At 70.4% G+C, this 21,781-nt stretch carries 21 protein-coding genes and 2 tRNA genes; 13 read left to right on the forward strand and 10 right to left on the reverse strand.

Features of this window, described 5'->3' with window-relative positions:
- Positions 1 to 89 precede the first annotated feature (89 nt).
- The 3 genes from AB0H81_RS02570 to AB0H81_RS02580 all read left to right on the forward strand — a co-directional run bounded on the left by AB0H81_RS02570 (position 90) and on the right by AB0H81_RS02580 (position 1,976).
- Entirely contained in the window at positions 90 to 794 is a 705-nt protein-coding gene (locus AB0H81_RS02570; protein WP_358368170.1) for an enoyl-CoA hydratase-related protein, read from the forward strand.
- A gap of 67 nt (positions 795 to 861) precedes the next feature.
- A complete protein-coding gene (locus AB0H81_RS02575) occupies positions 862 to 1,377 on the forward strand; it encodes a M48 family metallopeptidase (protein WP_358368173.1) in 516 nt (171 codons plus the stop codon).
- Positions 1,371 to 1,976: a hypothetical protein gene (locus AB0H81_RS02580; RefSeq protein WP_358368176.1), complete on the forward strand. Its 606-nt coding sequence runs from the start codon at positions 1,371 to 1,373 to the stop codon at positions 1,974 to 1,976. Before AB0H81_RS02575 ends, AB0H81_RS02580 begins: the two co-directional genes overlap by 7 nt.
- A 156-nt stretch (positions 1,977 to 2,132) precedes the next feature.
- Here the strand turns inward: AB0H81_RS02580 and AB0H81_RS02585 are convergent, their stop codons facing one another.
- From AB0H81_RS02585 to AB0H81_RS02595, 3 genes are all read right to left on the reverse strand, one after another.
- The gene (locus AB0H81_RS02585; RefSeq protein ID WP_358368179.1) at positions 2,133 to 3,125 is read right to left on the reverse strand and encodes an endonuclease/exonuclease/phosphatase family protein; all 993 of its coding nucleotides are present in this window, start codon (positions 3,123 to 3,125) and stop codon (positions 2,133 to 2,135) included.
- 77 nt (positions 3,126 to 3,202) lie between these two features.
- Positions 3,203 to 3,775 carry an NUDIX hydrolase gene (locus AB0H81_RS02590; protein WP_358368182.1) on the reverse strand — a complete coding sequence of 191 codons (573 nt, stop codon included), beginning with the start codon at positions 3,773 to 3,775 and terminating at the stop codon, positions 3,203 to 3,205.
- Entirely contained in the window at positions 3,772 to 4,998 is a 1,227-nt protein-coding gene (locus tag AB0H81_RS02595) for a zinc-dependent metalloprotease (RefSeq protein ID WP_358368475.1), read from the reverse strand. The genes AB0H81_RS02590 and AB0H81_RS02595 overlap by 4 nt, the downstream gene beginning before the upstream one ends.
- Positions 4,999 to 5,128: 130 nt before the next feature.
- On the opposite strand from AB0H81_RS02595, the gene AB0H81_RS02600 reads away from it, so the two are divergent.
- From AB0H81_RS02600 to AB0H81_RS02625, 6 genes are all read left to right on the forward strand, one after another.
- Entirely contained in the window at positions 5,129 to 6,202 is a 1,074-nt protein-coding gene (locus AB0H81_RS02600; protein WP_358368478.1) for an NAD-dependent epimerase/dehydratase family protein, read from the forward strand.
- Positions 6,203 to 6,232: 30 nt separating this feature from the next.
- Entirely contained in the window at positions 6,233 to 6,658 is a 426-nt protein-coding gene (locus AB0H81_RS02605; RefSeq protein WP_358368184.1) for a molybdenum cofactor biosynthesis protein MoaE, read from the forward strand.
- A 25-nt stretch (positions 6,659 to 6,683) separates the two neighbouring features.
- Positions 6,684 to 7,715 (forward strand): PDZ domain-containing protein, encoded by a 1,032-nt coding sequence (locus tag AB0H81_RS02610; RefSeq protein WP_358368187.1) that lies wholly within the window; start codon positions 6,684 to 6,686, stop codon positions 7,713 to 7,715.
- 139 nt (positions 7,716 to 7,854) lie between these two features.
- Complete coding sequence (locus AB0H81_RS02615) at positions 7,855 to 10,821, forward strand: UPF0182 family protein (RefSeq protein ID WP_358368190.1); 2,967 nt, start codon at positions 7,855 to 7,857, stop codon at positions 10,819 to 10,821.
- A gap of 76 nt (positions 10,822 to 10,897) precedes the next feature.
- Positions 10,898 to 10,974 (forward strand) — tRNA-Met (locus AB0H81_RS02620).
- 258 nt (positions 10,975 to 11,232) lie between these two features.
- Positions 11,233 to 11,309 (forward strand) — tRNA-Met (locus AB0H81_RS02625).
- A 195-nt stretch (positions 11,310 to 11,504) separates the two neighbouring features.
- Here the strand turns inward: AB0H81_RS02625 and AB0H81_RS02630 are convergent.
- Positions 11,505 to 12,029 (reverse strand): GNAT family N-acetyltransferase, encoded by a 525-nt coding sequence (locus AB0H81_RS02630; RefSeq protein ID WP_358368192.1) that lies wholly within the window; start codon positions 12,027 to 12,029, stop codon positions 11,505 to 11,507.
- 134 nt (positions 12,030 to 12,163) lie between these two features.
- Here AB0H81_RS02630 and AB0H81_RS02635 point away from each other — a divergent pair, with 134 nt between their 5' ends.
- Positions 12,164 to 13,429, forward strand: coding sequence for a serine hydrolase domain-containing protein (locus AB0H81_RS02635; protein WP_358368195.1), 1,266 nt, complete (start codon positions 12,164 to 12,166; stop codon positions 13,427 to 13,429).
- Between the two features lie 134 nt (positions 13,430 to 13,563).
- Here AB0H81_RS02635 and AB0H81_RS02640 read toward each other — a convergent pair whose 3' ends face one another.
- From AB0H81_RS02640 to AB0H81_RS02655, 4 genes are all read right to left on the reverse strand, one after another.
- Entirely contained in the window at positions 13,564 to 13,758 is a 195-nt protein-coding gene (locus AB0H81_RS02640; RefSeq protein ID WP_358368198.1) for a hypothetical protein, read from the reverse strand.
- 44 nt (positions 13,759 to 13,802) lie between these two features.
- On the reverse strand, positions 13,803 to 14,072 hold the full coding sequence (locus AB0H81_RS02645) for a WhiB family transcriptional regulator (protein ID WP_253772440.1): 270 nt from the start codon (positions 14,070 to 14,072) through the stop codon (positions 13,803 to 13,805).
- Positions 14,073 to 14,570: 498 nt separating this feature from the next.
- Positions 14,571 to 15,443, reverse strand: a complete 873-nt coding sequence (locus AB0H81_RS02650; protein ID WP_358368202.1) for an acyl-CoA thioesterase II — start codon at positions 15,441 to 15,443, stop codon at positions 14,571 to 14,573.
- Between the two features lie 75 nt (positions 15,444 to 15,518).
- A complete protein-coding gene (locus tag AB0H81_RS02655) occupies positions 15,519 to 17,561 on the reverse strand; it encodes an ATP-dependent DNA helicase UvrD2 (protein ID WP_358368480.1) in 2,043 nt (680 codons plus the stop codon).
- 153 nt (positions 17,562 to 17,714) lie between these two features.
- Between AB0H81_RS02655 and AB0H81_RS02660 the strand changes: the two genes are divergently transcribed.
- Together AB0H81_RS02660 and AB0H81_RS02665 are read left to right on the forward strand one after the other, a co-directional pair.
- Complete coding sequence (locus AB0H81_RS02660) at positions 17,715 to 18,677, forward strand: alpha/beta hydrolase (protein ID WP_358368205.1); 963 nt, start codon at positions 17,715 to 17,717, stop codon at positions 18,675 to 18,677.
- A 114-nt stretch (positions 18,678 to 18,791) separates the two neighbouring features.
- On the forward strand, positions 18,792 to 19,040 hold the full coding sequence (locus AB0H81_RS02665; RefSeq protein WP_253772432.1) for a mycoredoxin: 249 nt from the start codon (positions 18,792 to 18,794) through the stop codon (positions 19,038 to 19,040).
- Positions 19,041 to 19,137: 97 nt separating this feature from the next.
- Here the strand turns inward: AB0H81_RS02665 and AB0H81_RS02670 are convergent, their stop codons facing one another.
- On the reverse strand, positions 19,138 to 19,449 hold the full coding sequence (locus AB0H81_RS02670; RefSeq protein WP_358368208.1) for a hypothetical protein: 312 nt from the start codon (positions 19,447 to 19,449) through the stop codon (positions 19,138 to 19,140).
- Positions 19,450 to 19,511: 62 nt separating this feature from the next.
- Positions 19,512 to 20,486 carry an NAD(+) diphosphatase gene (gene nudC, locus AB0H81_RS02675; RefSeq protein ID WP_358368211.1) on the reverse strand — a complete coding sequence of 325 codons (975 nt, stop codon included), beginning with the start codon at positions 20,484 to 20,486 and terminating at the stop codon, positions 19,512 to 19,514.
- A 144-nt stretch (positions 20,487 to 20,630) separates the two neighbouring features.
- Here nudC and AB0H81_RS02680 point away from each other — a divergent pair, with 144 nt between their 5' ends.
- Positions 20,631 to 21,776: a siderophore biosynthesis protein gene (locus tag AB0H81_RS02680; RefSeq protein WP_358368214.1), complete on the forward strand. Its 1,146-nt coding sequence runs from the start codon at positions 20,631 to 20,633 to the stop codon at positions 21,774 to 21,776.
- The last annotated feature ends 5 nt before the right edge of the window (positions 21,777 to 21,781 follow it).

The following is a 21,781-nucleotide window of genomic DNA, read 5'->3' on the forward strand; positions in this document are numbered from 1 at the left end:
CTGTTGAACACGTAGGGGAGTTGCCTTGCCCTGCGCCCGCCCTCGATCGACCCGGCGGGCGGGTCCACCCGAGACGTGAGGAGTGGGGCATGACCGACGGCATGACCGAGCAGTGGCGCACCACCATGGCCGAGCTGGCCCGCGACCAGGACGTGCGCTGCGTCGTCGTCACCGGGGCCGGGTCCGCGTTCTCCGCCGGCGGTGACCTGTCCTGGCTGGGCGAGCGGAACGTCGAGCCCGTCCCCCGGCTGCGCGACCGGATGCTCGAGTTCTACCGCTCCTGGCTGTCCGTCGCGGCGCTGGAGGTGCCGACGATCGCGGCCGTCAACGGGCCGGCCGTCGGCGCGGGGCTCTGCCTGGCGCTGGCGTGCGACCTCGTGTACGCGGCGGACGACGCCCGGCTGCTGGCGCCGTTCACCTCGCTCGGGCTGCACCCGGGCATGGCCGCCACCTACTTGCTGCCCGCCAGGGCGGGCGTCGGGCTGGCGCGGGAGATGCTGCTCACCGGACGGGCTATTTCGGGCAGGGAAGCGGAGATTAAAGGTTTGGTAAATCGATCATTTCCGCGAGCTGACCTCATGACGGAAGTCTCCGCGGTGGCGGAAGAGATCATCAGGAACGCTCCCGTCGCCACCCGGCTCACCAAAGTCGCTCTGGCCGCCGGCCACCCCGATCTGGAGGCCGCGCTGCGCTGGGAGGCGCTCGCACAGCCCGTGACCATGGCTTCCGCCGACCTGATGGAGGGGCTGGCGGCGCGACGGGAAAGGCGTGTGCCCAAATTCACCGGGTCTTAATCATCTGACCTGGAGAAACAAGCACTCCCCTCTGTGGAATTTCGTCGGTGTCGGCTAACGTGCATATGTGCCCCCCGAGACAGTCGAGGTCCGTCGGAGTTCTCGTCGCCGGCGTACGGTCTCCGCATACCGCGACGGCGACAAGACGATCGTGCTGCTGCCCGCCTGGCTGACCGGTCAAGACGCGGACGAATGGGTGAGCCGGATGCTCGATCGGCTTGCTGCCAGGGAGCAGCGGAGAAGGCCGACCGACGAGGGCCTGCTCGCGCGGGCCAGGGAGCTGTCGGCGAAGTTCCTCGACGGCAAGGCCGATCCGGCGAGCGTGCGCTGGGTCGACAACCAGCAGCACCGGTGGGGCTCCTGCACTCCGGAGAACGGCACGATCCGGATCTCGACCCGGCTCAAGGGCCTGCCCGAATGGGTGATCGACTACGTGATCATCCACGAGCTGGTGCACCTGCTGGTGCCGAGTCACGGCCCCGCGTTCTGGACGCTGGTGGAGCAGTATCCGCGGGCCGAGCGGGCGCGCGGGTTCCTGGAAGGCTTCTCGGCCGCCGCCCACACCCCGCCGGAGGAATGTTGAGGCGGATCGCCGCGGTCCTCGTACGGCACAGCATGTCCGGGGCGGCCCCTGACGGCGTGGACCCGAGGGAGTTCCTGGAGGCGGTCGCCGAGGACGCCTATGAGGTGGTCGCCGGCCTCGACCTGGTGACGCCCGTGCTGGTGACCGGCGTCCCGGGGCTCGACCACCTGGTCTGGCCGGGCACCGAGGTGATCGAGGTGGACGAGGACGAGTCTCTGGCGGGGATCGCGCAGCGGCTGGACGGCGACCAGGCCGTGGTGGTGGCCGCCGACGCGCCCGACCTGCCGCCGCTGCTGATCGGCAAGCTGTTCCGCGAGCTGGGACGGGCTCAGGTGAGCGTGTGTCCCGCCGACGGCGGAGGGGCGGCCGCGATGGCGTTCGGGCTGCCGATGCCCGCGTGGGCGGGCGCCGGGCTCGACGAGGACGACCCGGTCGCGGCGCTGCGCGCGGCGGCTCCGGGCCGACGGATGGTGGCCACGGTGCCGGGCTGGCACCGGTTGCGTACCGCTGACGACCTCGTGCGGCTGGACCCGGGGCTGGAAGGGTGGGACAACACCCGGGCGCTGCTGTCCGGGTCAGGTCTCTCGTCGCTCCGCTGACCCGCCGCTCGCCCTACCGACACGAGCCTCACGATAACGACGCTCACGAGACAAACGAGCGTCACCCACACAACGGTGGCACGACAAACGCCTCACAACACGACGCCTCACGACACGATGCGTCACAACGCGACGCACATCACCACACGACGCGCGTCAAGGTACGGCGAGCTCGGCGAAGACCGCGCGGTGGTCCGTGCCCGGCACCGTGTGGACGCTGACCTCCCGCACCCCCACCCGCCGGTCCACCAGGACGTGGTCGATCGTGATGATCGGCGGCACCTTCTTGTTGGCCGGCCACGTCGGGACCAGCCCGGCCCCCACCTGGTCGGCGGCGTCCTTGTAGCCGCGCGACAACACGCCCCGCATCGCCGCGTGGTCGAGGGAGGCGTTGAAGTCGCCCGCCAGCACGCGTACCGCGTCCTTGGAGGCCGGCGGGAGCTGGCCGAGGGACTGGCTCCACTCCGCGGCCTGGCGGCCCAGCGGCGGGAAGGGGTGGACGTCGACGAACTCGATCGCCTTGCCGCCCGGCAGCGCGATCCTGGCCGCCGGCATGTGGTGGCCGACGGACGGCGCCAGCTCGGGCAGCGCCACCAGCGGATGCTTGCAGAACAGGCCGCTCCCGGTGGCGCTCCACTCGGCCTGCAGCACCCGGTGGGGCATCAGGGTCTTGAGCCCCATCGCGTCGAGCTCCTCGACGGCGCCGGGGGTGAGCTCCTGGGTGTTCAGCACGTCGGGGTCGAGGCGGTGGACGAGTTCCATGACCGCGGCCGGGTCGGCCCTGCCGAACAGCATGTTGAGGGTGAGGACCCGTAGCGGCCGGCCGGGGGTGGCGTCGGCCGTGCCGAGCGCCCGGGGCAGGACGCTGGCGCCGAGCGCGGTCGTCGCGATCAGGGCGACGGCGGTGACGGCGCGCCTGCGGCTGACCGCGGCCATGAGGAGCGGGATCAGTGAGCCCGCCGCGGCGTACGGCGTGGCGGTCATGAGCTGCGTGGGCAGCGATCCGCGTTCGAGGCCGGCGACCCTGGCCACGGCCCACGCCGCGAACGGCGTGACGGCGAGCCACGCCAGCGTGGCGGGCAGCCGGCGGCGCGGCCTGGACGCGGGCACGATCGTGCCTCCGACCGTGCTGTCGGCTGAGATCCCCACAGCTTCCCCTTTTGGAGCGTTCCTAGCTCCAGCCGGACACCGCTGACGCGGTGTGACGACGTGGAACGCTACGGACTCTAGCCGGACATCTGTGAACGCGGTGTAAGGCGTGACAGAAGTACGTCCCTGCCGCGGGCGGCCAGGCGGCGGGTGGCCTCGTCGGACAGCTCGGGGATCTCGTCGACGGGGAACCAGCGCAGGTCCAGCGACTCCTCGCTGATGACCGCCTCGGCGCCGGGCGGCGCCACGGCGGCGTACTCGACGTCGAGGTGCCAGCTGCGCGGCGGGTGGCACCAGACCTCGTGCCGGTCGAGCGCCAGCGGGCCCGGCAGCAGCTCCAGGCCGGGGATGCCGGACTCCTCGGTCGCCTCGCGCAGGGCGACGGCGGCCAGCGAGGCGTCTGACGACTCGCAGTGGCCGCCCATCGGCAGCCACATGCCGGCCTTGGGGTGCAGGGTCAGCAGCACCCGCCCGCCGTCGTGCGACAGCACCGCCGTGGTGGCCGTGAGGTGGCCGGGCACGCAGGCGCGCAGCATCGCGTCGTCGTGGTCACGCAGGTGGCCGAGGAACCCGGTGCGGAGCCGTTCCTCCTCGGCGGTGGGCGCCGTCCAGCCGGACAGGACGGCCACCGCGTCGCCGTGCAGGCTCACTTCTGGTCGTCCTCGCCCTTCTCCTGGTCCTTCGCCTCTCCCTGCCCGACTTCGAGGTGCGAGATGTCCCACGCCGACTCGCCGCGGACGAACGCCTCGGGGGCGTCGAGGTCGTCGGCCGACGGCATGAGGTCGGGGTGGGACCACAGTGCGTCGCGCCCGTCGACGCCGCGCGCCTCGCGGACCGCCTCCCACAGCGCCGCGGCCTCGCGCAGCCGGCGGGGACGCAGTTCGAGGCCCACGAGCGTGCCGAAGGTCAGCTCGGCCGGGCCGCCGGTCGCGCGGCGCCGCCGTACGGTCTCGGCGAGGGCTCCGGCGGAGGGCAGCTTGCCCTCGGCGGCGTGGCCGGCCACGGTGGCGACCCAGCCCTCGACCAGGGCGAGCGCCGTCTCCAGGCGGGCCAGCGCGGCCTTCTGCCGCTCGGTCTCCTCCGGCTTGAGCAGCGCGCCGCCGCTCAGCGCCTCCTGGATGGCCTGGGGGTTGTTGATGTCGAGCCCGCGGATCTGCTCTTCCAGGGCGGAGGTGTCGACCGTGATGCCCCGCGCGTACTCCTCGACCGTGCCCAGCAGGTGGGCGCGCAGCCACGGTACGTGCTGGAACAGCCGGTGGTGCGCGGCCTCGCGCAGCGCCAGGTAGAGGCGGATCTCGTCGGCCGGCAGTTCGAGCCCCTGGCTGAACGAGGCGATGCCGCCGGGCAGCAGCGCGGCCCGGTCGGACAGCGGCAGGCCGATGTCGGTGGTGCCGATCACCTCGCGCGCCAGCGAGCCGAGGGCCTGGCCGATCTGCTGGCCGACCATCATGCCGCCCATCTGCTTGAGCATGCCCATGAGCGGCCCGGCCATCTGCTGGGCCTCGGGTGGCAGGCCCGAGCCGCCGAGCGCGCCGCCCATGGTCTCGACCATGCGTGCGGCGATCGGCTCGCACAGCGTGCGCCAGACGGGGATCGTGTTCTCGATCCACTCCGAGCGGCTCCACGCCTCGGGGGCGCCGACGCCGCTGGGCAGCGTGGTCGCCTCGTTGAGCCACAGGTCGGCCAGGCGCAGGGCCTCGACGATCTGGCGGCGCTCGCCCTCCATGACGCTGGGGTCGCCCTCGGCCACCACGGCGTGACGGGCGATGTTCTTGGCCATGTCCCAGTTGACCGGACCGGATCCCTGAGGAGCCGACAGCATGTCGGCGAACTGGCGCATCGCCTGAGCCATCTGCTCAGGGTCGCCGAACATGGCGAACGGGTTTTCGTTGGGGTCGTTTTCGCGACCTGGCAGGTCAGTCACCGCTCTACCTCGTGCAGGATGGAGGAGTCCACATCCGCCACGTTAGTCGTCCTGCGGCGGATCAGTGCAAAGTGAGGACCTGGTGCCTACCTCGAAACGCCCGCGCCAACCAGTCGTCGCCGTCACCGGCGCGGCCTCAGGGCTGGGCCGCGAGCTGCTCGCAAGGCTCGTATCCTCCGCGGATTTCCGCAGGGTGGTGGCCATTGACGAGGAGCGCGGCGACGTCCGGGAGGCCACCTGGAGAGTCATAGACGTCCGCGATCCGCTCTTGGCGAACCGGATCTCCGACATCGACGTCATCGTCCACCTCGCCGGTGACTACGCGGTCGACTCCGACCCGCGGGAGCGCCGCGCGTACAACCTGAGGGCCGCGCAGACCGTGCTCACGGCCTCCGCCGCGGCGCGCGTGCGGCGGGTGGTGCTGGTCACGAGCGCGATGGTGTACGGGGCGGCGCCGGAGAACGACGTGCCGCTGCCGGAGGACGCCGCGGTGGCGGCCGAGCCCGACACGGGGGTCGTGGGCGACTACCTGGAGATCGAGGCGCTCGCGCGGCGGTCGCTGCGCAGCCATCCCGGCCTGGAGGTGACGGTGCTGCGGCCCGCGGCGGTCGTGGGCCCCGGCGTCGACACGGTCATCACCCGCCATTTCGAGTCGCCGCGGTTGCTGACGGTCAAGGGCTGCTCGCCGCGCTGGCAGTTCTGCCACCTGGACGACCTGGTGTCGGCGCTGGACCTGGCGGCGCGGGGCGTGGTGACGGGCGTGGTCGGGGTCGGCTCCGACGGCTGGCTGGAGCAGGAGCAGGTGGAGGAGCTGTCGGGGCTGCGCAGGTTCGAGCTGCCGGCCGGGCTGACGTTCGGCACCGCGCAGCGGCTGCACCGGCTGGGCATCACCCCGGCGCCGGCCACGGACCTGCACTACGTCGTCTACCCGTGGGTCGTCGACTGCGCCAGGCTGCGCGAGGCGGGCTGGAAGCCGTCGTGGACCAACGAGGCCGCGTTCCGGCAGCTGCTGGAGCTGCGAGAGAAGGCGACGACCGTGGTCGGCAGGCGCCTGCCGGTCAAGGAGGCCACGCTCACCGCGGCGGGCGCGACGGTCGCCGTCATCGGCACGGCCGCGATCGTCCGCCAGGTGCGCCGCAAGCGCCGCCAGTAGGGGTCGGACCGGGTTCGGTAGGCTTTCGTCGTGGACGTCATCCGATTGCTCGGCATACGTGACACCTCGCTCTCCGTGGAGGAGGTGCTCGCCGCCGTGGGCGACCACGCCGCCGGCGGCACGACGCTGTTCGTCGGCACCGTACGCGAGCAGGACCACGGCAAGCCGGTGACCCGCCTGTCCTACTCCGCGCACCCGACGGCCCTTGCCGAGCTGCGGCGTGTGGCCGAGAAGGTCGCGGCCGACCTCCCCGTCACCGCGCTCGCGGCCGTCCACCGGGTCGGCGACCTGGAGCTGGGCGACATCGCGGTGATCGTCGCCGTGGCCGCCCCGCACCGCGGGGAGGCGTTCGCCGCCTCCCGCAGGCTGATCGACGATCTCAAGGCCGAGGTGCCGATCTGGAAACATCAGGTGTTCGCCGACGGCACGGCCGAGTGGGTCGGCGCCTGCGAATAAGCTCGTCCTCATGTCGCGTCGCGCCTTGACTCTGCTGGTTGCGGGCTTCCTCGTGCTCTCGCTCGGTGTCGTGGGCGCGGTGATGAAGGTGCCGTACGTGGTGCTGAGCCCGGGGCCGACCGAGAACACGATCGGCGTGGTCGACAAGAAGCCTGTGATCACCATCACCGGCCGGCAGACCTATCCGACCAGCGGCCAGCTCAACCTGGTCACCGTCGCCTACCAGGGCGGACCGAGCAGCCGGATCGACCTGCTGACGGCGCTGCGCGGCTGGATCGACCCGACCGTCGCCGTGGTGCCCGAGACGACGATCTTCCCCGATACCCGCTCGCAGCAGCAGGTCGAGGAGGAGAACACCGTCGAGATGGCCAACTCGCAGGACTACGCGACGGCCGCGGCGCTCACCGAGCTGAAGATCCCGTACGGCACGGCCGTGGCGGTGTTGTCCACGGAGAAGGGCAGACCGGCCGACGGCAGGCTGCGCAAGGGCGACGAGATCACCGCGGTCGACGGCAAGCCCGTCACCGACGTGGAGAAGATCTCCGAGGCGGTCAAGGCGGTCAAGCCCGGCCAGAACGTGACGTTCGCCATCACCCGCGGGCAGGAGAAGCTCGACGTCACCGTGCCGACCGTGCGGGGCACCGGGGGCAGGACGGTCGTCGGCATGGTGATGCAGGCGAAGTACAAGTTCCCGTTCGACGTCGACATCAACGTGGGCGACGTCGGCGGGCCGAGCGCCGGCCTGATGTTCTCGCTCGGCATCCTCGACAAGCTCACGCCGGGCGAGCTGACCGGCGGCAAGGACATCGCGGGGACCGGCACCATCGACCCGTCCGGCACGGTCGGCCCGATCGGCGGGATCGCTCAGAAGATGGTCGGCGCGCGCAAGGCCGGGGCCACCGTCTTCCTGACGCCGGCCGACAACTGCGCGGAGGCCATGAAGGCCGTCCCCGACGGGTTGCGCCTGGTCAAGGCCACCTCACTGCACGAGGCGGTGCAGGCTCTGGACACCCTCCGCACGGGTAGGGGACAGGTGCCGGCCTGCTCCGCGGGATGACGCCTGATGAAACTTCCGCCGATCGCCGTGCGTTAGTCGAAGGGCTGGCACAGCGGTGTAGGTTGCCAGACACGGACCGTTTGTTCACCACGACGAGGGGTTGGCCTTGAGCTTCCGGACCCCAGGAGCCGGCCGGGCGATGCGCTTGCCCCGCCGGCCGAGATTGCTTCTGCCTGTCGCGATCGCGCTCGTGGCGATCGTGGCGTTGTTCTTCCTCTTCTCCGGCATCTACACCGACTACCTGTGGTTCGACTCGGTCGACTACACCTCGGTGTTCTCCGGCGTGCTGCTGACGGAGATCGTGCTGTTCCTCATCGGGGCGGTGCTGATGGTCGGCATCGTCGGCGGCAACATGCTGCTGGCCTACCGCACCCGGCCGATGTTCGGGCCCGCCGTGTTCGGCGGGGGCAGCGGCGCCGACCGTTACCGGATGGCGCTCGACCCCCACCGCAAGCTGATCTTCATTGTCGGCATGGGCGTGCTCGCGCTGTTCGCGGGCTCCTCCGCCGCCGGTCAGTGGGAGACGTGGCTGGAGTTCGTCAACGGGGTGCCCTTCGGCAAGACGGACCCGTTGTTCGGGATGGACCACTCGTTCTTCATGTTCGACTACCCGTTCATCCGGATGGTTCTGAACTTCCTGTTCACCGCCGTGATCATCTCGATCATCCTGGCGGCGATCACGCACTACCTGTACGGCGGGTTCCGGCTCCAGTCGCCGGGCGTCCACGCCTCGCGCGCCGCGCGGGTGCACCTGTCGGTGCTGCTCGGCGTGTTCGTGCTGCTGAAGGCCGTGGCCTACTGGGTGGACCGGTTCGGGCTCGTGTTCTCCGACCGGGGTTTCGTCGACGGGGCGTCCTACACCGACGTCAACGCCGTCCTGCCGGCCAAGACCATCCTGGCGATCATCGCGCTGATCTGCGCCGCGCTGTTCTTCGCGGGCGTGGTGCGGCCCGGCGGCATGCTGCCCGGCGTGTCGTTCGGCCTGCTGGTGCTGTCGGCGGTGCTGATCGGCGGCGTCTACCCGGCGCTGGTCGAGCAGTTCCAGGTCAAGCCCAACCAGCAGCTCAAGGAAGCGGCCTACATCGACCGCAACATCAAGGCCACCCGTGAGGCGTACGGCGTGGACGGCACCGAGATCATCCAGTACTCCGCCGAGTCCGACCCGGCCAAGGTGAAGACCGACGGCGACGCTTCGGTGAGCGGCGTGCGCCTGCTCGACCCGGCGCTGGTGTCGTCCACGTTCGACCAGACACAGCGCATCCGCGGTTTCTACGGCTTCTCCGACCAGCTCGACGTCGACCGCTACAAGGACGCGAGCGGCAAGCTGGTGGACCACGTCGTGGGCGTCCGCGAGCTGCTCGGCTCCCAGGACGGCACGGCCAACTGGATCAACCAGGCGCTGGTCTACACCCACGGCTACGGCATCGTGGCCGCGCCCGGCAACGAGGTCGACCCCGGCGGCCTGCCCGCCTACGACGCCAAGGACATGCCGGTCACCGGCCCGCTGGTCAGCTCGACGGGGCTGAAGGAGTCGCGCGTCTACTTCGGCGAGCACAACTCCACCGAGTACGTGGTCGTCGGCGGCGCCCCGGGCAAGAAGCCGCAGGAGCTCGACTACCCCGAGACCGGCGGCACCGGCCAGAAGGACACCACCTACGCGGGCAAGGGCGGCGTCCCGGTCGGCTCGTTCGTCAACCGGCTGGTCTACGCGGCCAAGTACGGCGAGAAGAACATCCTGCTGTCGGGCGACATCGACGACTACTCGAAGATCCTTTACGAGCGCAACCCGCGCGACCGGGTCCAGAAGGTGGCTCCGTTCCTGACCCTCGACGGCAACCCGTACCCGGCGATCGTGGACGGACGCGTCACCTGGATCATCGACGGCTACACGACGTCCAACGAGTACCCGTACGCCCAGAGCGAGAGCCTGGGCGACATGACCCGTGACACGGCCGTCGACCGGCGCGTGGTCGCGCAGCAGCCGCAGGACAGGATCAACTACATCCGCAACTCGGTGAAGGCCACGGTCGACGCCTACGACGGCACGGTCACCCTGTACGCCTGGGACGACAAGGACCCGATCCTGCGGACGTGGAGCAAGGCGTTCCCCGGGATCATCCAGCCGGTCTCGAAGATGAGTCCCGACCTGCTGAGCCACGTGCGCTACCCCGAGGACCTGTTCAAGGTGCAGCGCTACACGCTCTCGCGCTACCACATCACCAACGCCGCGGCCTTCTACAGCAACACGGACGCCTGGAACGTCCCGAGCGACCCGTCGCAGGGCAACCAGTCGATCAAGCAGCCGCCGTACTACCTGACCACCACGATGCCGGTCCAGGACGCCAAGCCGTCGTTCTCGCTGACGACGACGTTCGTCCCGAGGCAGGGCAGCGCGAACCTCGCGGCGTTCATGGCGGCCGGCTCGACGGTGGGCCAGGACTACGGCAAGCTGCGCATCCTGCGTATGCCGTCCAACACCGCCATCCCGGGTCCGGGCCAGGCGCAGAACAACTTCCAGAACAAGTTCTCCGGCGAACTGGGGCCGCTGGGCCTGGGCAACGCCAACGTCCGGTACGGCAACCTGCTCACGCTGCCCTACGCGGGCGGGCTCATCTACATCGAGCCGGTGTACGTCCAGACCAAGGCCGGCACCGGCCAGGAGCCGTACCCGATCCTGCGGCGGGTCCTGGTGGCGTTCGGCAACAAGGTGGGCTCGGGCGACAAGCTGGAGGACGCGCTCGCGCAGGTCTTCAGCGAGAGCCAGCAGACCCAGCCCAACCAGCAGCAGCCGCAGCAGAGCCAGCCCAACCAGCAGGCGTCGGCCCTCGCGCAGGCCATCACCACGGCGCAGAAGGCCTACCAGGACGCCCAGAACGCGCTGAAGGCCAACCCGCCGAACTGGGAGGAGTACGGCAAGGCCCAGAAGCGGCTGGACGACGCCCTGCGGGCGCTGCAGGGCATGGGCGCCCAGGCGCCCACCACGACGACGACCCCGGCGCCCACCGGCACTCCGGCGCCGACGCCTTCGTCATCACCCTCGTCCTCGCCGTCGCCGAGCTCGACGCCCACAGGCTCGGCCTCGGCGACCCCGCAAGGGGGGACGTAGACACCACGTAGACACAGCCTGGCTCTGTCGATTTGCCACTGCCCCGCAGTCCCTATAGTCTTTAGACACACACCGACGCGGGGTGGAGCAGTTCGGTAGCTCGCTGGGCTCATAACCCAGAGGTCGCAGGTTCAAATCCTGCCCCCGCTACCAGGTCAGAGGCCCGGAGGATTTCCTCCGGGCCTTCTGCTTTCGCGGATCGGCGGGCTGTCAGGCATGCCGCACGCCCCTGCCAAGCCAGGGACGCCGCGATGGGACTATCTTTCATCGCTTAATGTGAGCTGTCACACAAAAGGCTGAAATTTCGGCCGGTTTCCTGGTCATCCGCGCCCGTAATTACCCGCGGAACCGGCCTCCGCCGGTCGATTTGCCACCACCCAGCCGCCCCTATAGTCTTTAGACACACACCGACGCGGGGTGGAGCAGTTCGGTAGCTCGCTGGGCTCATAACCCAGAGGTCGTAGGTTCAAATCCTGCCCCCGCTACCACGACTGAAGGTCCGGAGGATTTCCTCCGGACCTTCAGCTTTTTGTGCGGCCGACGATTCCCTTGCCGGCCGGGATGTCGTGACGTGGCTGGCCCGAGTTCGCCATTGTCGCCTTTCGGGCGGCGTCATTCCTTTCACGGTCCCGGACGAGAGCCGGTCGGCATTCACTTCGCCCGCGACCGGAATACGCGCGAGGTCAGCTTTCGCCGAAGGTCGTCGCATAGATGTCGCGCGGCAGGCCGTGGTACATGGCCGTGCGCTCCAGGGTGAGCCCCAGCTTCGCGGCCACGCGCTGGGAGGGGACGTTGTCCGGGTGGATGATCGAGATCAGCCGGTCCACCGTGAGGACGTCGCGCGCGTGATCGCGGCAGGCCAGGGCGGCCTCGGTGGCGTAGCCTCTGCCCTGGAGCGCGGGCGGCACCAGGTAACCGACCTCGGTGAAGGTCTCACCCTCCACCTGCTGCCGGGTCAGGCCGCAGTTGCCGGCGAACTCCCCGGTCTCGCGCACGGTGAGCGCCCAGAGCCCGTGTCCGTACTCGGCGTAGCTGCGCTCGCTGGACTCGATCCAGCGCAGGGCCTCCTCTCGCGTACGAGTGCGGGGGTAGTAGCGCATCACCTCCGGATCACCCAGCAGGGCGGCCATGTCGTCGAGGTCGTCAGGCGTCATCTCGCGGAACGAGAGCCGGGCCGTGGGGGCCGGCAGAAGGCGTCGAGTGGTCACGGGCGGCCCTTCGGTCGGAGTTGGTGGGGAACCCCGGGATCTTACGCCGGATTCGGCCGATCGCCAGCGGGCTTACCACCTGACTGTGGTAGTAAAGGTGCCCAATGTTGCAGTTGAGGCAAGAGGGGACATTTATGACTACGCTGAGCCGACGACGCCTGCTCCAGACGGGCGCCGCGGCGGTGCCCGCCATCGCGCTCGGAACCCGGCCCGCGCGGGCGGCGTCCTCCTCCTTGCCGGTCACCGGTGTCGTGCCGAGCTCGATGGCCGGCTTCGACCAGGCGATGCAGAAGTACATCACCGAGCGGGACATCGGCTGCGCCCAGCTCGCGGTCGCCAAGAACGGCAAGATCCTGCTGGCCCGCGGTTACGGCACGTACAGCAAGACCACGGCCACGGGCAGGGTCTTCGCCCGGGTGCAGCCGACGTCGTTGTTCCGGATCGCGAGCCTGAGCAAGAACATCACCGGCGCCGCCATCGCCCGGCTCGCCCAGGACGGCAAGCTGAGCCTCACGGCGCCGGTCACGTCGCTGCTGGGCCTGTCGACCGCCGCCGACCCCCGGCTGGCCCAGGTGACCGTGACGCGGCTGCTCCAGCACCTGGGCGGCTGGGACCGTGGCGTGTCGCCGGACCAGCTCTGGGCCGACCACACGATCGCCGCCTCGCTCGGCGTCTCGCTGCCGATCGACCACGCCGACATCATCAAATGGGCCACGGCCAGGAAGCTCGACTTCGACCCGGGCACGAAGTCCGTCTACAGCAACTACGGCTACATGCTGCTCGGCCGGATCATCGAGAAGGTCTCCGGGATGAGCTACGAGGCGTACGTCAAGCAGAATCTGCTGGCGCCGGCCGGCATCACCCGGATGAAGCTCGGCCGCAGCCGGCTGGCGGAGACCGGGATGAGCGAGGTCACCTACACCTCGAAGTTCACCAACAAGACCGTGCTCGACGACTCGGGCACCGTCGTGCCGTACCCGTACGGCGGGTTCAACATGCCCAACCAGGACGCGAACGGCGGCTGGCTCGCCTCGGCCGTGGACATGGTCAAGTGGGGCTTCGTCTTCGACAAGGCCGGGACGGTGCTGAACGGCACGTCGATCTCGCGGATCTTCGCCAAGCCGGAGATCGGCATGAACTCCAACGGCTCGTGGTACGGCTTCGGCTGGAGCGTGCGCAACAACAACGTGGGCACCCTGAACACCTGGCACAACGGGTCGATGCCGGGCACGTTCAGCTTCTTCGCGCGGATCCAGAACGGCGTCAGCTACTGCGCGATCTTCAACCGGCGCGAGGAGACGGGCAGCCCCGACTTCGACTCGATCGACCCGATCCTGGGGCAGGCCACCGGCACCGTGACGACGTGGCCGACGACGGACCTCTCCCCCAAGTACTTCTGACACCCCCAGCACATTTCTGACACCCCCAGCGCAAAGGGGAAGGGCCGGGCGCGATGGTTCGCGCCCGGCCCCGGTCATTCATGGAGTGGCCCCGCGGGGACGGGAGATCCTGCGCCGGCGGCAGGATCTCCGCGTCACACCTGCCGGCTCAGAGCCCTGCGCAGCCGTTCGTTGGCTCGCTGGACCTGTCGCCGCGCCCGCTGCACACGCTGGACGCTGGCGATCAGCCGCTGCTCCTCCGCCTCGCGGTGGAGGGTTCGTATTCGGTCGTTGACCAAGTCATGGCTGAGATACGGGACTTCGAGGCTGTGGGTGGTTCCGATGCTCATTGCTTCGTCTGCTCTCTGGTGAAGAACTACGGTGCGGAAAGGTGTCAGGCAGCGACCGGGTGCTTGCGGGGACGCCCGCGGGGCCGCTTACGGGGGACGACGACGCCCCGGAGGATCAGTTCGCCGCCCCAGACGCCCCACGGCTCCTCGCGCTCCAGCGCGCGGGCCAGGCAGGCCTTCTGGATGGGGCAGCCGCCGCAGAGTGTCTTGGCGAACTCCACGTCCTGCGGCGATTCGGCGAACCACAGGTCAGGGTCGGTACGACAGGGGATCTTGGCTTCGTCGATCAGGTCCATGATCGTCTTGGCCCCCATCTGTGTCTCCTTTGATTCGATCCTGTTGATCTTGGTCGGGCACCTCGTAGGTGGTCGGGGATCACGGACAAACAAGAAGGCCGCGGATCCTTGGTGCGGATCCGCGGCCTGGGGGCTGCTGTGTGCCGGTCAGGTTGTGACCGGAGCATCCCTCCAGGGTTGCGGACCGCGCATTCCACCCTTGGTGATCTGCTGGGTCGGCACGTCGGCGCCTGCGGCGGCAGCCGGGGCACTCGGGGCGGCGGCGCCCAGGTGGACGCGCGCGTAGACGGGAGCCTGGCTACGGGCAGACTTCTCCTGCCGCAGCTTGGCCGGCCCATCGGCGAGCCTCACCGTGCTACGGCATGCGGAAGCGAGCCACTGCGTGGCCGACATGTTGATGCTGATCACTGGGACTCACCTCCATCTACGGATCGCCGGACAGGACCGTCCGACTTGCTTGACCATGACCCTAAACCGGGAACGCAGAAACCGGCAACCTATTTTCCACCTGCGATTTCACGACTTCGTGACACGGATCATCGCCTCCTGTACGACGGACACGACGAGGTCACCGGACGCGGTGAACATCTCACCGCGCGCGAGCCCGCGGGCCCCTCCCGCCCAGGGCGACTGCTGCGCGTACAGCAGCCAGTCGTCGGCCCGGAACGGCCGGTGGAACCACATGGCATGGTCCAGCGAGGCCCCCTGGATGTCGGAGGCGCCCCAGGCCATGCCGTGGGCGAGCAGGACCGTGTCGACGAGCGTGAAGTCGGAGGCGTAGGCGGCCAGCACCACGTGCAGCAGCGGGTCGTCGGGCAGCTCGGCGTCGTAGCGGAACCACACGTTCGTCTTCGCGCTGCGCAGCTCGGGGTTGCGGTGGGCCTCCCAGGTCAGCGGCGTGGCGTAGCGGGCGTCCACGGGCCTGGGCCGGGAGAGCCAGTCGCGGTACTCCGGCCGGTCGCCCACCAGCGCGTACATGCGGTCCTGGAACGTCGGCAGCGTCGCGGGGTCGGGCACCTCCGGCATGACCGACGCCTGATGCTCCAGCCCCTCCTCGAAGATGTGGAACGAGGCCGACATCGTGAAGATGGCCTTGCCGTGCTGGATCGCCACGACCCGGCGGGTGGTGAAGGAGCGCCCGTCGCGTACCCGCTCGACGTTGTACACGATCGGGACGGACGGGTCGCCGGGCCTGATGAAGTAGGCGTGCAGCGAGTGGACCGCGCGGTCCGCCGGCGCCGTGCGGCCGGCCGCGACGAGCGCCTGGGCGGCGACCTGGCCGCCGAAGACCCGCTGGATGCGCTCTTCGGGGCTGCGCCCGCGGAAGATGTCGAGCTCGATCTGCTCAAGGTCGAGCAGATCGAGCAGCTCCTTCAGCGCCTCGTTCACGGGTCCCCCTCAGGATGAGCCAGTTTGGTACGGCAAGTCTGACTTGTCGCCCATCTCTCGCCAAAACCGGGTCGGCTATGAGGCGGCGCGGCACAAGGACAGGACGGCCTCGCCGTACCGGTCGAGCTTGACCCGGCCGACACCGGCGATCGACAGCAGCTCCTGCTCGGTGCGCGGCGCCCGCTCGGCGATCGCCTGCAGCGTCACGTCCGTGAAGACGACGTACGGCGGGACCTTGCCCTCCTTGGCCGTGGCCGTGCGCCACGCCTTCAGGCTCTCCAGCAGCTCCTCGTCGTAGTCGGCCGGGCAGGTGGCGCAGCGGCCCAGCTTCTGCTCGGCCGCCGCCACGAGTGTCTTCGCGCAGACCCGGCAGCTCACCGGCGCGGCCACCTGGCGGCGCTCGCGCGCCGGGGCCGAGGCACGGGAGATCGCGGCGGAGGCACGGCCGGTCAGGCCGTCGAGGAAGCGGGACGGCCGGCGGCCCTTGCGCCCGCCGGGCGCCCGCGACAGCGCCCACGACAGCGCCAGGTGATGGCGGGCCCGCGTGATGCCCACATAGAGAAGGCGGCGCTCCTCCTCGATCTGCTCGGGCGTCTCCGCGTAGACGATCGGCAGCATGCCGTCGGTCAGGCCCACCAGGAAGACGGCGTCCCACTCCAGGCCCTTGGCGGCGTGCAGCGAGGCCAGCGTGACGCCCTCGACCGGCGGCGCGTGCTGCTCGGAGGCGCGCCGCTCCAGCTCGGCGACGAACCCGTGCAGGTCGGCCCCCTCGGCCGCCATGTCCTCGGCCAGGTCGGCCAGCGCCCTCAGCGACTCCCACTTCTCGCGGGCCTTGCCGCCGCCGGGAGGCGCCGGGGTCAGGCCGAGACCGGCGAGGATGTGGTGGACCTCCGAGGCCAGCGGCTCGCCCGACGCCGACCGAGCCGCCCCGCGCAGCAGGACGACGGCCTGACGCACCTCCGGGCGCTCGAAGAAGCGCTCGCCGCCGCGCAGCACGTACGGCAGCTCCGCCTTGGCCAGGGCCTCCTCGTACGCCTCCGACTGGGAATTGGTGCGGAACAGCACCGCGATCTCGCGGGACGGCACGCCCTGGTCGAGCAGCTTCCTGATCGCCCGCGCGACCCCGGCGGCCTCGGCCGGCTCGTCGTCGTACTCGTGGAAGCCCGGCTTGGGTCCGTCGGGCCGCTGCGCGACCAGCTCCAAGCGGTGCGGCGAGCGGCCCTTGGCGATGACGAGGTTGGCCAGGTCGACCACCTGCGGGGTCGAGCGGTAGTCGCGCACCAGCTTGATCACGGCCGCGTCGGGGTGCTCGACGGCGAACCCGGTCAGGTAGCGGGGCGTGGCGCCGGTGAAGGAGTAGATCGTCTGGTTGGGGTCGCCGACCACGCACACGTCGTCGCGCCCGCCGAGCCAGGTGTCGAGCAGCAGCTTCTGCAGCGGGTTGACGTCCTGGTACTCGTCGACGACGAAGTAGCGGTACTGCTGGCGGATCTGCGCCGCCACCTCCTGGTGCTCGGTCATCACCGCCGCCGTCAGCTCCAGGATCGTCTCGAAGTCGACCAGGTGCCGCTCACGCCTGATCTCCTCGTACGCCTCGTAGAGCCGCGCCAGCTCCTCGGCGGGAACCGGCGGCGTGCGGTTGTACTTGGCCACCGCCGCGGCGTAGTCGTCGGGGCCGATCTGGGTGACCTTGGCCCACTCGACCTCGGACGCGATGTCGCGCAGCTCCGAACGGTCGGCGCCCCGGCGCAACCGGCGGCACGCCTCCGACAGCACCGGCAGCTTGGACTCGATCACCGACGGCGCCTCGCCGCCGATCACCCGCGGCCAGAAGTAGGTGAGCTGACGCAGCGCCGCCGCGTGGAACGTGCGCGCCTGCACCCCGGGCGCACCCAGCGCGCGCAGCCGCTGCCGCAGCTCCCCGGCCGCTCGTGTGGTGAATGTCACGGCCAGCACGCTCGGCGCGTCGACCACGCCGCTGCGCACCGCGTACGCGATGCGATGGGTGATCGCCCTCGTCTTGCCGGTGCCCGCACCAGCCAGAACGCACACGGGGCCGCGCACGGCCTCGGCGACCGCGCGTTGCTCCGGATCGAGGCCGGACAGGACGTCGTCCACACTGCTCACCTGTCAATCCTCCCAGCCGGTGGCGCTGACCGTCCCATTCTGGCAACATGCGGGCCGTCATCCGTTCAACGTCACCGAGATGCAAAGAACTGGTCTTTTCCCTCACAATGGGGCCGACCACGTGCATGGGGGAAAGGGAAAACCGTGCGCACAGCGGTTCTCGTGGGGGCTCTCGCGTTCGCAGCCGTCACCGTCACCACATCGGCCGTCGCCGCGCCCGCCGTCGCCGCGGCCTCCGTCGCCGCGGCCTCCGTCGCCGAAGCCGCCGTCGTGGCCAAGGACCCGACACCGGGCCCGGTCGCCACGTCCGACCCGTCCACGTTCACCAGCCTGTCGTACGAGACCATCCCGTACGGCCAGCAGCGCCGCCAGGACATGGACGTGTGGTGGAACGCGGACGGCACGCAGCGGCCCGGGGTCTTCCTCATCCACGGCGGCTGGTGGTCCGCCGGCGACAAGCGGCAGATGACCACGATCGCCCGCGGCTACGCCGACCTCGGCTACACGGTCTTCAACCTCAACTACCGGCTCTCCGGGCAGGCGGCCTGGCCCGCGCAGCGCACCGACGTGCTCGCCGCCATCCAGCTCGCCCGCAAGCACGCCGAGCGCTGGGGCTTCGACATGAAGAACTTCGTGATCGTCGGCTTCTCGGCCGGAGGTCACCTGGCGGCCTCGGTCGGCACGTACGGCGACGGGATGAGCGGGCTCAAGGGCGTGGTCGGCCTGTCCCCCATCGTGTCGCCGCTGCGCGCCTACACCGACGGCGCCCTCTCCACCGACCCGTACAAGCGCCGGCTGCGCGCCGCCGCGATCAAGCTGGCCGGCGGGTGCGAGCCCAAGGGCCGCTGCTCGCGCGTCTGGGCCAGCATGGAGGTGGCCTGGCACGCCAGCCGCCACGACGCGCCGATGCTGACGGTCCACTCGGACGACGAGTTCGTGCCGCCGGCGCAGAGCCAGCTCCTCAAGCAGATGCTCGGCCAGGCCGGGGTGCCGGTGACGGTCGTCACGGCCCCGGGCACCGCGCACAGCGCGCCGCTGTACCGGCTGCCGGGCATCGCCGAGCAGGTGCACCAGTGGATCGCCGACCGGCTCGGCGGCCAGCTCTGACCTGGGGTTTGCGCCGGCGAGGGACCTGGGGTCGCGCCGGCGAGGAATGAGCGCGGGCCCGGCCGTGTTGAACGGAGCGCCCTGTCTCCTTGACCTTGGAGGGAATCGTCCGACATGGCGCTCACCGTCTACAGCACCACGTGGTGCGGGCCCTGTAAGTGGCTGAAGTCCCAGCTCACCCGTGAGGGCATCCCGTTCACTGAGGTCGACATCGAGCGTGACCCCGCCGCGGCGGAGTTCGTGATGAGCGTCAACAACGGCAACCAGACCGTGCCGACCGTCGTGATCGAGACCCCGTCGGGCCGCGTCGTCCGCACCAACCCGTCGGCCCGCGAGGTCAAGGCCCTCCTCGAAGCGGCCTGACCCCACACTGTCATTCGTCCCTGCCCTGTCGAGGAACGAATGACAGTGGTAGAACTGGTCCTGAGGACCTGGGTGCCAATTTCACCCAGGTCCTCGTCTAGTGGGCGTGACAGTCGATCTTGCGCTCCAGACGGGCGATGTCGCTCCTGAGCTCCCTACGGACGTCCGCGATCTCGCTCTTGAGCTCGGTACGGACGCTCGCGATCTCGCTCTTGAGCTCGATACGCACGCCTATGATCTCTTTCTTGAGCTCCACCACCGCCTCGGTGATGGCGTTGGTGACGGCGTGAATGATGCGCTTCTCGGAAGCCTCGATCTTGACGTCCATGCGCGCCTCAGCCGCGGAGTGCTGGATGGCGATCTTCTGCCGCTCGAGGTCGAGGATCTCCTGCATGTGAGAGTCGTTCATGGCCATGACTTTAGCCTCTCGCTACCGAAGGTGTCTTCGAATCTACGCTAAGTAGCGGCGGCTTACCAGTCGCCCGTGAGGGGTTCGCCGTACCAGGTCTCGATGAGGCGGCGGGCGATGGAGACGGGCGGCGGGAGGCGCAGCTCGCCGGAGGCGAGGGCCTGGGCGAGCTCCTCGCGGGAGAACCAGCGGGCCTCGGCGATCTCCTCGGCGTCGGGCGTGAGCGTGGTCGTCAGGGCGTCGGCGAAGAAGCCGAGCATGAGGCTGCGCGGGAACGGCCAGGGCTGGCTGCCCAGGTAGCGCGGGTTGGCGACCTGGACCCCGACCTCCTCGGCCACCTCCCGGATCACCGCGTGCTCCAGCGACTCGCCCGGCTCCACGAAGCCGGCCAGGATGGACAGGCGGCCCTCCGGCCACTGCGGGCCCCGGGCCAGCAGGCAGCGGTCGTCCTGGTCGCGCACCAGCATGATCACGGCCGGGTCGACGCGCGGGAAGTGCTGGCTGGAGTCGCGGGGGCAGACCCGGATGTGGCCGCCGGCGCGCACCTCGGTGCGGCTGCCGCAGCGGGGGCAGTACTCGTGGGCCGAGTGCCACGCCTCCAGCGCCACCGCGTAGACGAGCAGCCCGGCGTCGCGGTCGCCGAGCAGGCCGCCCGCCTGGCGCAGGCCCGCGGCGACAGTCTCGCCCTCGGGGGTGTCGAGCACGCTCATCGGGACCGTGACCCGGCCGTTGACGTCACCGGCGGCTGCGCCGGGCAGCGGCGCCGCGACCGCGAAGTAGGCCACGTCGCCCTCGACGCCGAGCAGGTAGCGCTCGCCGGTGGGCGCGTCGTCCGGGCCGAACAGCACGGCTCGCACCTCGTCGCCGGTGCGCCGGACCAGGGTCTGGCCGTCCTGGATCACGAGCACCCGGGTCGTCGGGGCGGCCCAGGCACGTTCCAGCCAGGCGGTGTCGGCGCGCAGGGCCGACGACCGGTCGATGGTGCCGCGCGCGAGGAGCAGCGGTCCGATCAGTTGCTCTTCCGCGCTCGTCTCCACGGTCCCACCCTTCCCAGTTCCGGATGTCATCCTATGACCCCGGCGTTAGCCTGAGGTTGCGACGTACCGGCTCGGGGGTGATCTCCGAGGGGCTAGGATCTGCGGTTAGGTTAGCCTTACCTGATCACCCGGGGGTGCCACGCGTTGCGGCTGTACCTGACCGCTCTCAAGCCGACCGACTCGGTGACCGACGGGTTCCTCCCGGCCGCCCGCGCGCTGGGCTGCGAGGTGACGATCCTCACCGACCGCCCCGACCGGCATCCCCGTGCCGTCGGCTGCGACGTGCGCGACCCGCGCGCGCTCATCGACGCGATCGCCGCCCTGGGCCGGCCGGACGCGATCTTCTCCAACTCCGACCACCTCCAGGCCGAGACCGCCCTGGCCGCCGCCTATTTCGGCCTGCCGGGCAAGGACTGGCGGGCCTGCGTGTCGGCCAAGAACAAGTTCCTGACGCGCCGGGCCCTGGCCGAGGCGGGGGTCGAGCGGGTCCGGTCCGTACGGCTGGCCCCGGGCGACCCCGTGCCGGACGGCCTGCCGTACCCTCTGGTCGTCAAGCCCCGCGAAGGGGTGGCCAGCGAGGACGTGCTGCTGGTCGAGAGCGGTCTGGCCGCGGCCGTGGCGGAGGTCAGGCGGCGGCGGCCGGGCGAGGCGCTCGTCGTGGAGGAGTACCTGGAGGGGCCGCTGCGCACGCTGGAGACGCTCGGCGACGGCTCGCGGACGCGGGTGCTGGGTGGGTTCGCGACCACGCTGGGGCCGTTGCCGCACTTCGTCGAGGAGCGGCTGGACTGGGCGCCGGACGGACCGCACGAGCACGTGCTGGCCGCGCTGAGCGCGCTCGGCGCGGGGTTCGGCGCGTGCCACACCGAGTACGTCGTCACCGCGGACGGCCCGCGCCTGGTCGAGGTCAACTACCGGGTGATCGGCGACCACTGCGACTTCCTGCTCGCCGACGTGCTGGGGGTGCCGCTGTTCGAGTGGATCCTGCGGGTCCACCTCGGCGAGTCGCTGTCCGGCCTGCCGCGGATCCCGGCGAGCACCGGGTACGGCAGCGCGGTCAGCGTGGTGGCGGACCGTTCGGGCACGATCACGTCGGCCCCCGTGGCCGAGACCGTCGTCGCGGACGGCGTGCGGCTCTGGCACCGGCCGTTGCGCGCCGCCGGCGAGGTGGTGGAGCGCACCCACACCAATCGCGACTACCTGGGGGTGATCCGCGCCGTGGGCCCCGACCGCGACCGCGTGGAGGCGGCCATCGGCGGCTACCGGGCGACCCGCCCGTGGGTGATCGGGTGAAGGCC

The organism is Nonomuraea sp. NPDC050691 (genome assembly GCF_040654455.1).
In the GTDB taxonomy this organism is placed as follows: domain Bacteria; phylum Actinomycetota; class Actinomycetes; order Streptosporangiales; family Streptosporangiaceae; genus Nonomuraea.